The following is a 10,096-nucleotide window of genomic DNA, read 5'->3' on the forward strand; positions in this document are numbered from 1 at the left end:
GGCGACGAGCCAGGACCGGAAACTGTCCGGGTCGCGCAGGGTCCCGAGGTTGTCGACGGCGCGCAGCATGGTCTCCTGCACGACGTCGTCGACGTCGGCGTGACCGTTGAGGGCGCGGCCGACGATGTTGTAGACGAGGGGCAGCCAGCCCTCGACCAGTTCGTCGAGGGCCCGCCGGTCGCCTGCCTGTGCGGCCGCGATGGTGGAGCGCCACTGCCGCCCGTCCACGTACGTTCCTTCCGGCCCCGGGGGGTGCACCCTGCTCAATCGGCTGTTTTCCGTACCTTCTCAGCCGTTCCCGTGGCAGGGAGGACCCGCGAGGCGGAGATCACACGTCCCATGCGGCGCACTCCTGTACGTGGGGAAACAGGCGTCGGTGTGGAGACGGGACGGAGGCGCCGCCGATAACAGTTTTTCGCCCCGTGACGCGACCGGGCCCCTCAGGCCGTGGCCGCCACCGGCGGCGCGGTCGTCGGCAGCGCCTCCAGCCGCTTGATCCGCTTCCACACGACGTACAGCGGGATCACACCGAACACCCCGAACGACATGTCGATCAGCGACCACCAGAAGGGGATGCCCCGGAGGGGCCCGCAGATCAGGGCCAGCGGGATGATCCCCGCGCAGGCGATCATCCCGACCTCGACGACCCAGATGTTGCGCACCGGGTCGCGGTACGGCCCGTAGAAGGCGACCGCGATCACGAGGTGCGCGAAGGCCAGCCAGTCGGTGCCGTACAGCAGGAACGGGTACTCGGCGTCGGCCTGGTCCAGCCCGGCGCGCACCCGCTCGATCCACTCCATGAGCCCCGGCAGATGGTCCCCGACGGACAGCGACCGCATCAACTCCTCGGTCCAGCGCAGCTCGTGGACGAGCGGGAAGGCCGTGGCGCCGCTCAGCACCAGGCAGACGACGAAGAAGACCAGCCACGCACGGATGCCCTTCACCAGGGCGGCTCTGTCGCTCATGGCAGGAGCGTACGCCCGGACTTGAACACGTTCAAAAGCACCCCCTCACCCGCCGCTCACCAACCTGTCGCCGCCCACTCGACGGGTCCTCGACGCCGACGCCGACACCCCGCGCGGCGCACCGAATACTTCCGGACGCAATAAGGCGATTCTTCCCGCTTTTCGCGACCCGCCCGCCGTTCGACGAATTACGGCGAATGGCAGGAGAATGCGACGGGCAATTCGTGGTGACCGTGTGCGCGGCTCTTGAAGAAGGCTTGCGGCCCTTTCCCAACTGCCGTAGTTACGTGAATCATGAACCTGTTCAACCGTGCTGCGTCCCTGCGCCGCCCGGCTCCCCCCACTGACCGACAACTCCCCCACGAATCCCCGGCGTTCGCCGCCACCGGCACGCTGGATCCCGCCCTGGCGGGGCTGACCGGAGAATGGATCATCGACCGGGCGCACAGCCGTATCGGTTTCTCCGTCCGCCATGCCCTGGTGACGACCGTGCGCGGAGCTTTCACGCAGTACGAGAGCCGGCTCTATTTCGACGGCCGTGACCCGTCCCGCTCGCAGGCCGAGATCCTTCTGTCCACCGCGTCCGTCGACACGGGCGTGGAACAACGTGACGCCCATCTGGTCGGCCGGGACTTCCTGGATGCCGCGACCTATCCCCGGATGCGCTTCGCCAGTACGGCGGTGCACCTCGTCGGCAACGATGTCTACCGCATGACCGGCGACCTCACGATCAAGAACGTCACCCGTCCCGTCGACCTCGAACTCACCTATATCGGCCATGTCGTGGACCCGTTCGGATACGAGCGGGTCGGCTTCGACGGCACGACCACGATCAACCGTTCCGAGTGGGGCCTGACCTACAACCAGCGGCTCGCCGAGGGCGGCGCCATGGTCAGCGAGAAGGTCCGGCTGCAGTTCGACCTCGCCGCGATCCGCCAGTTCCCCGGAGCCTGACGAGCCCACGAGGAGCACCTGACAAACACGACGGGACCGCCCGGGGTCATGTACCCCGGGCGGCTCGGCGGCGATGACACGTCATCCCTCGGCGGCCTCTTGCGCGATCCGCTCGAACTGGGCACCCATGGCCTCGGAGAGTGCCTGGGCGGCCGAGAGCGGCCGCACCATCACCGTGAACTCGTCGATCCTGCCGTGCTCGTCGAAGTGCAGGAAGTCGCAGCCCTGCAACTGCTTGCCCGCGACGGTGGCGGTGAACACCAGGGCGTGGTCGCGGCCGTCCGGGTTGGCGATCTCACGGACGTAGGTGAAGTCCTCGAAGACACGCGAGACGGCCCGCAGGATCGCGGCGGTGATGGCCTTGCCCGGGTACGGCTTGAAGGCGACGGGGCTGGTGAAGACGACGTCGTCGGCCAGCAGGGCGGCGACGGCGTCCATGTCGCCGCTCTCGACGGCCTTGCGGAAGGGATGCACGAGCCCACCTCACAAGCTGATACTAAACAAATTGACTATGACACAGGCAGGCTAGAGGGCGACGCCTCCCTTGTCCACGGGCGGGGAGGAGGCTCTCTGTCACCTCCTTGATTAGTCACACGCGGTGCTAGCGTGGGCCCCATGGCGTTGCGGAACGCGGTGATGGCCGCGCTGTTGGAGGGCGAGGCGTCCGGGTACGACCTCGCGAAGGCGTTCGACGCGTCCGTGGCCAACTTCTGGATGTCGACCCCCCAGCAGCTCTACCGGGAGCTGGAGCGCATGGAGGCCGAAGGGCTGGTCGCGGCCCGCGTCATCGAGCAGCAGCGCCGCCCCAACAAGAGGCTGTTCTCGCTGACGGAGGCCGGGCGCGCTGCCGTGCACGCCTACACCGTCGAGCCCCTCGGCAAACCGTCCGCGATCCGGGACGAGTTGATGGTCAAGGTGCAGTGCGTGGACGCCGGCGACATCGACGCCGTACGCAAGGCCGTCGCCGAGCGCATGGAATGGGCCACGGCCAAGCTGGCCCGCTACGAGCGACTCCGCCGGCGTCTGCTCGACGGGCGCTCGGAGGAGGCGTACTTCGCCGAGGCCGAGCGCGTCGGCCCCTACCTCACCCTGCTGCGCGGCATGTCCTTCGAGCGGGAGAACCTCCAGTGGGGCGACATGGCGCTCCGCCGCCTCGACCAGCGCGCGGTCGCACTCCACACCGAGGGCTGACCCCGCAGCCCCGGTCCGCGCCGAAGGCCGACCCCGCTACTCAACCAAGTGCATGGTCAGGGCGTGACCGTGAGCACCGGGAGCAGTTCTGGGCGCTTGGGTCGGCGGCCGTCGCCGGAGGACTGTCCGCGCAGCCGGCGGAGCAGCCACGGACCGAGGAAGGCACCGGCCCAGCGCAGCTCGGCGCCCACGGCCCGCAGCCCCGCGGCCCCCGCCCCCTCGGCCGGCAGCGGCAGCGTCCAGCGGTCGTCGCTGCCGGGCAGGCCGAGCGCGTACGCGGCGGCGTCCGCGATGCGGTCGTGGCCGAGGGGCCCCGCGTGCAGCCGGTCGGCGCTCCACAGCCTCGGGTCGGTCGACACCGGGTACGCGGCCGTCTCCGCCACCACCACGCCGTGCCGTGCGGCGGCCTCGCGGATGCGCTCGTTGAGTGCGAGGACCCGAGGGGCGAGCGGGCGGGCCATCGGCGAGATCCGGCCGACGTCGGGGAACATGAGCGTCGCGACCGTGGCGCCCTGCGCGGTGAGCGCGGCGAACATCGCCTCCAGATGACCGGCCACCTCGTCCAGGTCGCAGCTCGGGCGGAGCACGTCGTTGACACCGGCCACCACGGTGGCGAGGTCGGGCCGCATCGCGAGCGCCGGGGCGAGCTGCTCGGCGCGCACCTCGCCCGCCTTGCGGCCGCGCACGGCGAGGTTCGCGTACAGCAGGCCGGGACTGTGCCGGGCGACCCGCTCGGCCAGCCGGTCCGCCCACCCCCGGAACCCGTGCACGTCGTCGCCGTCCCCGAGCCCCTCGGTCTGACTGTCACCCAGGGCGACGTACCGCAGATACGCACCGCTCGACACGGGCCGACCGCCTCCTCGCCAACACCGCCCGCGAAGGGCGAACCGACCACGCCTAGGCAACTACGTACCTAGGTGCATTGTTGACTATGAAGATAGCGTCGCGCCCGAAGCCCTCACAACCCCACGATCCCGTTCCACCGCCTGGCGAACCCGGGCCGCTCCTTCGGGGTGATGTCGCGGGCGATCGCGAGGCGGGACCGCATGGTGTCGTCGGGGAAGATCAGGGGGTCCTCGGCGAGCGCGGCGGTCTCCTTGTCCGAGGCGGAGGCGAGGACGTCGCGGGCGGCGGGGACGGGGCAGACGTAGTTGACCCAGGCGGCAAGTTCGGCGGCGACCTCGGGGTCGTAGTAGTGGTCGACGAGGCGTTCCGCGTTGGTCTTGTGCCGGGCCAGGTCGGGGATCATCAGGGACTCGGACCACAGCTCGGCGCCCTCCTCGGGGACGACGAACGCGATGTCCGGGTCGTCGGCCTGGAGCTGGATCACATCGCCGGAGTAGGCCTGGCAGGCGAGGACGTCCCCGGACGCCAGGTCCTTGATGTAGTCGTTGCCGGTGAACCGGCGGATGTGGCCCGCGCGGACGCGGGACTCCACCTGGTCGCAGATCCGATGGAAGTCGTCGGCGGTCCAGCGCGTGACATCGACGCCGTTGCCCTGCATCAGCAGCGCGAACGCCTCGTCCAGCCCGGAGAGCAGGGTGACGCGCCCCTTGAGGTCGTCCGCCCAGAGGTCGGACAGGCGGCGCAGCTCGCGGCCCACCTTCCGCCGGTTGTAGGCGATCCCGGTGATCCCGGACTGCCAGGGCACGGTGAACGCGCGTCCCGGATCGAAGGCGGGCGACCGCAGTTGCGGATCGAGGTGCGCGGTGACGTTCGGCTGCGCCGCCCGGTCCATCTCCTGCACCCAGCCCAGCCGTACGAACCGGGCGCACATCCAGTCGCTGAGCACGATCAGATCGCGGCCGGTGTCCTGGTGGTTCATGAGCGCCGGGCCGACCTTGCCGAAGAACTCGTCGTTGTCATTGATCTCCTCGACGTAGTCGACCCGGATCCCGGTCCGCCGTTCGAACGCCTCCAGGGTCGGCCTGCGCGACTCGTCCGCGTCATCGGTGTCGATGTACAACGGCCAGTTGGCCCAGCTGACCCGCTTCTCCCGCCCGGACCGATCCACCGCGGCCCGCTCCCCGGGCGCGACATACGCGGCGGGCACGCCACATCCGGCGAGAGCGCCCGCCAGCGCCCCGGAACCGAGGGCGCGCAACACAGAACGACGGGAGGGAGGGCGGCCGTTGACCCGCGGCACGAACATCACCGCAGCATGCCGCGCCACCTCCACGCCGGGCAACGACACCGCCCCCGCGCCCTGACGGGCCACAGACCCATCAGAGACGCGGGGGCGTCATCACCCGCTCGTCAGCCCAGGGACGTCATCACGTGCTTGATCCGCGTGTAGTCGTCGAACCCGTAGCCCGAGAGGTCCTTGCCGTACCCGGACTTCTTGAACCCGCCGTGGGGCATCTCCGCGACCAGCGGGATGTGCGTGTTGATCCACACGCATCCGAAGTCCAGCGCCTTCGACATCCGCATCGCCCGGCCGTGGTCCTTGGTCCACACCGACGAGGCGAGGGCGTACTCCACGCCGTTCGCCCACTCGACGGCCTGGGCCTCGTCGCTGAACGACTGCACGGTGATGACCGGCCCGAAGACCTCCTTCTGGATGATCTCGTCGTCCTGCTTCAGCCCGGAGACGACGGTCGGCGCGAAGAAGTAGCCCTTGTCGCCGACCTGCTTGCCGCCGGCCTCCACGCGCGCGTGCGCCGGCAGCCGCTCGATGAACCCGGAGACCTGCTTGAGCTGGTTGGGGTTGTTCAGCGGACCGAACAGCACGTCCTCGTCGTCCGGCTGCCCGGTCTTCGTGTCGGCGGCGGCCTTGGCCAGCGCCGTCACGAACTCGTCGTGGATCGACTCCTGCACCAGCACCCGGGTGGCCGCCGTACAGTCCTGCCCGGCGTTGAAGAAGCCCGCCACGGAGATGTCCTCGACGGCCTTGGCGATGTCGGTGTCCTCGAAGACGACGACCGGCGCCTTGCCGCCCAGCTCCAGGTGGACCCGCTTGAGGTCCTTGGACGCGGACTCGGCGACCTGCATGCCCGCCCGTACCGAACCGGTGATGGACGCCATCGCGGGCACCGAGTGCTCGACCATCAGGCGGCCCGTGTCACGGTCACCGGTGATGACGTTGAAGACGCCCTTCGGGAGGATCGCCCCGATGATCTCGGCCATCAGGACCGTCGACGCCGGCGTGGTGTCGGACGGCTTCAGGACGACCGTGTTGCCCGCGGCGATCGCCGGGGCGAACTTCCACACGGCCATCATCATCGGGTAGTTCCAGGGCGCGACCTGGGCGCAGACGCCGACCGGCTCACGGCGGACGATCGAGGTCATGCCCTCCATGTACTCGCCGGCCGAGCGGCCCTCCAGCATCCGGGCCGCACCCGCGAAGAAGCGGATCTGGTCGACCATCGGCGGGATCTCCTCGGACCGGGTCAGTCCGATCGGCTTGCCGGTGTTCTCCACCTCCGCCGCGATGAGCTCCTCGGCCCGCTCCTCGAACGCGTCCGCGATCTTCAGCAGGGCCTTCTGGCGCTCGGCGGGGGTGGTGTCCCGCCAGCCGGGGAACGCGGCCGCGGCGGCCGCCATGGCCGCGTCGACGTCGGCCTCGCCGGACAGGGGCGCGGTCGCGTAGGCCTCGCCGGTCGCGGGGTTGACCACCTCGGTGGTCCGTCCGTCGACCGCGTCGCGGAACTCCCCGTCGATGTAGTTACGCAGACGACGCAGCTCGGTGCTCACTGCCGTGCCCTCCAGATGTGGGTTCCAGATGGGGGTGTCCATCCTTTGAGACACCACCCTAATCCGCCGACCGACGTTTTCAACACCCCTGACACCAGACTCGCTGCGAAATCCGCAAGCTACGGCGCCGTAAACAACGAATTTCATCGATCCGGCCTTGCGGAACTGTCGATGTCTCGTGCACAGTGTGCTCGTGGCCAGTCGAAGCGCAGAGCAGAGGGACTCCCGCGAGCCCCGGAGGGACTCCAAGGAGCCCAGGAACGGCACTCCCCAGTTGGACGCCGTCTCCCTCGCCATCGTCCAGCAGCTGCAGGAGGACGGCCGCCGGCCGTACGCCGCGATCGGCAAGGCCGTCGGCCTCTCCGAGGCGGCCGTGCGGCAGCGCGTGCAGAAGCTGCTGGACCAGGGCGTGATGCAGATCGTCGCCGTCACCGACCCGCTCACCGTGGGTTTCCGGCGCCAGGCCATGCTCGGCATCAACGTCGACGGCGATCTCGACCCGGTCGCGGACGCGCTGACGGCCATGTCGGAGGTCGAGTACATCGTGATCACCGCGGGCTCGTTCGACCTGATGGTGGAGATCGTCTGCGAGGACGACGACCACCTCCTCGAGGTGATCAACAAACGCATCCGGACCCTGCCCGGCGTGCGCTCCACCGAGAGCTTCGTCTACCTCAAGCTCAAGAAGCAGACCTATATGTGGGGAACCCGATAACCGTGAGGACGCGATAACCGTGAGCCCCAAGGACCTCAGCAAGACCGCGTACGACCACCTGTGGATGCACTTCACCCGCATGTCGTCGTACGAGAACTCCCCGGTCCCCACCATCGTCCGGGGCGAGGGCACGTACATCTACGACGACAAGGGCAAGCGGTACCTCGACGGTCTCGCCGGTCTCTTCGTGGTCCAGGCGGGCCACGGCCGCACCGAACTCGCGGAGACCGCGCTCAAGCAGGCGCAGGAGCTGGCCTTCTTCCCGGTGTGGTCCTACGCCCACCCGAAGGCCGTCGAGCTGGCCGAACGCCTCGCCCACCACGCGCCCGGCGACCTGAACAAGGTCTTCTTCACCACCGGCGGCGGCGAGGCGGTCGAGACCGCCTGGAAGCTCGCCAAGCAGTACTTCAAGCTCGTCGGCAAGCCGACCAAGTACAAGGTCATCTCCCGCGCGGTCGCCTACCACGGCACCCCGCAGGGCGCCCTGTCGATCACCGGCCTGCCCAGCCTCAAGGCCCCCTTCGAGCCGCTGGTCCCCGGCGCGCACAAGGTCCCGAACACCAACATCTACCGCGCCCCGCTCTTCGGCGACGACCCCGAGGCCTTCGGCCGCTGGGCCGCCGACCAGATCGAGCAGCAGATCCTGTTCGAGGGCCCGGAGACCGTCGCGGCCGTCTTCCTGGAGCCGGTGCAGAACGCCGGTGGCTGCTTCCCGCCGCCGCCCGGCTACTTCCAGCGGGTCCGCGAGATCTGCGACCAGTACGACGTGCTGCTCGTCTCCGACGAGGTCATCTGCGCCTTCGGCCGCCTCGGCACGACGTTCGCCTGCGACAAGTTCGGCTACGTCCCGGACATGATCACCTGCGCCAAGGGCATGACCTCGGGATACTCCCCGATCGGCGCCTGTGTGATCTCCGACCGCATAGCCGAGCCCTTCTACAAGGGCGACAACACCTTCCTGCACGGCTACACCTTCGGCGGCCACCCGGTCTCCGCGGCCGTCGGCCTCGCCAACCTCGACCTGTTCGAGCGCGAAGGCCTCAACCAGCACGTCCTCGACAACGAGGGGGCGTTCCGCTCGACGCTGGAGAAGCTCCACGACCTGCCGATCGTCGGCGACGTCCGCGGCAACGGCTACTTCTACGGAATCGAGCTGGTCAAGGACAAGACGACGAAGGAGAGCTTCGACGAGGACGAGACCGAGCGGATCCTCTACGGCTTCCTGTCGAAGAAGCTGTTCGAGAACGGTCTGTACTGCCGCGCCGACGACAGGGGCGACCCGGTCGTCCAGCTCGCCCCGCCGCTGATCTCCGACCAGTCGACCTTCGACGAGATCGAGCAGATCCTGCGCGCCACGCTGACGGAGGCGTGGACCCTGCTGTAAACCCGCCCTCCGGCGCCGCGAACGGCCCGGGATGCCCCCGTACGAGTGAGATGGGGGCGTCCCGGGCCGCGTGACGTCCGGCCCCGCCACCCCTCGTGCCTAGCGTGCCTGGTAACCGATCAGCCCTGCTTTCGTTCCCCCGGACGGGGACTCCCCACGGCAATCCCTGATCCGAACCGAGGTGTACGCCCATGGTGGCCCCGCCGGACAACGACGTGCTCTGGGCACGTGGTCTGACCTACGCGCACGACGGCTCGCCCGCGCTGCAGAACGTGTCGATGGGCGTACAGGAGGGCGAGATCCTCGCCGTGACCGGTCCGCGCGGCAGCGGCAAGACCACCCTCCTGCGCTGTCTGTCCGGCCAGCTGCGGCCCCAGCAGGGCGAGGTGTGGTTCAACAGCATCCCGGTGCACACCATGGGGACGGTCTCGCGGGAGCGGCTGCGCCGTGACCGCTTCGGCTGGATCGACCCCGAGCCCGCGCTCGTCCCCGAGCTGAACGTCTGGGAGAACACCGCCCTGCCGCTGATGCTGCGCGGCACGGGCCGCCGGGCCGCCAAGGCCGCCGCCCTGGAGTGGCTGGAGCGCCTCGACATCCGCGACACGGCCCGCAAGCGGCCGCACGCCCTGCTGCAGTCCGAGCGCCAGCGGGTGGTCGTCGCCCGCGCCCTGGTCGCCGCGCCCACCGTGCTCTTCGCCGACGAGCCGACCGCCCCGCTGCACCGCGCCGAGCGCTCCCACGTCCTGCGCACGCTCACCGCGGCCGCCCGCTCCCACGCGATCACGGTCGTGCTCGCCACCCACGACGCGGAGACCGCCGCCCTCGCCGACCGCACGGTGACCCTGCTGGACGGCCGATGCGTGAAGACCGTCCAGCTCCCGTCCGCCACCGACGGCGAAGCGAGGCCGGCAGCGCGCGGGGACGGCCGGACCACCACGCGCGAGGGCGGCCGCACCGCCGCACGGGAGGAGGGCGGCACCCGCGCGCGCGGGGACGGCCGCACGCCCGCACGGGAGGACGGCCGCGCCGCCGCGCGCGGTCAGGCGCGGTCCGCAGCGCGCGGTGAGGCCCGGTCCGCCGCCGACGGCGAAGCGAGGCCGGCAGCGCGCGAGGGCGGCCGCACCCCCGCACGGGAGGACGGCCGCGCCGCCGCGCGCGGTCAGGCGCGGTCCGCCGCGCGCGGTGAGGCCCGGT

Annotated in this window: 10 protein-coding genes and 1 pseudogene; 5 read left to right on the forward strand and 6 right to left on the reverse strand. The window is 70.0% G+C overall.

Features of this window, described 5'->3' with window-relative positions:
• A partial coding sequence (locus AOK23_RS49325) for an RNA polymerase sigma factor (protein ID WP_240496233.1) occupies positions 1–228 on the reverse strand: 228 nt, incomplete at its 3' end.
• Between the two features lie 212 nt (positions 229–440).
• Positions 441–965: a hypothetical protein gene (locus tag AOK23_RS03360; RefSeq protein WP_055711251.1), complete on the reverse strand. Its 525-nt coding sequence runs from the start codon at positions 963–965 to the stop codon at positions 441–443.
• 294 nt (positions 966–1,259) lie between these two features.
• Between AOK23_RS03360 and AOK23_RS03365 the strand changes: the two genes are divergently transcribed.
• On the forward strand, positions 1,260–1,919 hold the full coding sequence (locus AOK23_RS03365) for a YceI family protein (protein ID WP_055519336.1): 660 nt from the start codon (positions 1,260–1,262) through the stop codon (positions 1,917–1,919).
• An 81-nt stretch (positions 1,920–2,000) separates the two neighbouring features.
• Here AOK23_RS03365 and AOK23_RS03370 read toward each other — a convergent pair whose 3' ends face one another.
• The gene (locus AOK23_RS03370; RefSeq protein ID WP_055711252.1) at positions 2,001–2,393 is read right to left on the reverse strand and encodes a nuclear transport factor 2 family protein; all 393 of its coding nucleotides are present in this window, start codon (positions 2,391–2,393) and stop codon (positions 2,001–2,003) included.
• Positions 2,394–2,534: 141 nt separating this feature from the next.
• On the opposite strand from AOK23_RS03370, the gene AOK23_RS03375 reads away from it, so the two are divergent.
• The gene (locus AOK23_RS03375; protein ID WP_055711253.1) at positions 2,535–3,110 is read left to right on the forward strand and encodes a PadR family transcriptional regulator; all 576 of its coding nucleotides are present in this window, start codon (positions 2,535–2,537) and stop codon (positions 3,108–3,110) included.
• A gap of 56 nt (positions 3,111–3,166) precedes the next feature.
• On the opposite strand, the gene AOK23_RS03380 is transcribed toward AOK23_RS03375, so the two are convergent.
• The 3 genes from AOK23_RS03380 to AOK23_RS03390 form a co-directional block, all read right to left on the reverse strand.
• Positions 3,167–3,955, reverse strand: a complete 789-nt coding sequence (locus AOK23_RS03380) for an SGNH/GDSL hydrolase family protein (protein ID WP_055711254.1) — start codon at positions 3,953–3,955, stop codon at positions 3,167–3,169.
• Positions 3,956–4,068: 113 nt separating this feature from the next.
• A complete protein-coding gene (locus AOK23_RS03385) occupies positions 4,069–5,262 on the reverse strand; it encodes an ABC transporter substrate-binding protein (RefSeq protein ID WP_055711255.1) in 1,194 nt (397 codons plus the stop codon).
• Between the two features lie 104 nt (positions 5,263–5,366).
• Complete coding sequence (locus AOK23_RS03390) at positions 5,367–6,803, reverse strand: gamma-aminobutyraldehyde dehydrogenase (protein ID WP_055711257.1); 1,437 nt, start codon at positions 6,801–6,803, stop codon at positions 5,367–5,369.
• Between the two features lie 178 nt (positions 6,804–6,981).
• Here AOK23_RS03390 and AOK23_RS03395 point away from each other — a divergent pair, with 178 nt between their 5' ends.
• The 3 genes and pseudogenes from AOK23_RS03395 to AOK23_RS03405 form a co-directional block, all read left to right on the forward strand.
• Positions 6,982–7,518 carry an Lrp/AsnC family transcriptional regulator gene (locus tag AOK23_RS03395; protein WP_079049258.1) on the forward strand — a complete coding sequence of 179 codons (537 nt, stop codon included), beginning with the start codon at positions 6,982–6,984 and terminating at the stop codon, positions 7,516–7,518.
• 19 nt (positions 7,519–7,537) lie between these two features.
• Positions 7,538–8,902 carry an aspartate aminotransferase family protein gene (locus AOK23_RS03400; protein WP_055711256.1) on the forward strand — a complete coding sequence of 455 codons (1,365 nt, stop codon included), beginning with the start codon at positions 7,538–7,540 and terminating at the stop codon, positions 8,900–8,902.
• Between the two features lie 191 nt (positions 8,903–9,093).
• Positions 9,094–9,813, forward strand: a pseudogene (locus AOK23_RS03405) (ABC transporter ATP-binding protein); the annotation flags it as partial.
• Positions 9,814–10,096: the final 283 nt, after the last annotated feature.

Source organism: Streptomyces torulosus, assembly GCF_001419765.1.
Lineage (GTDB): Bacteria > Actinomycetota > Actinomycetes > Streptomycetales > Streptomycetaceae > Streptomyces > Streptomyces torulosus.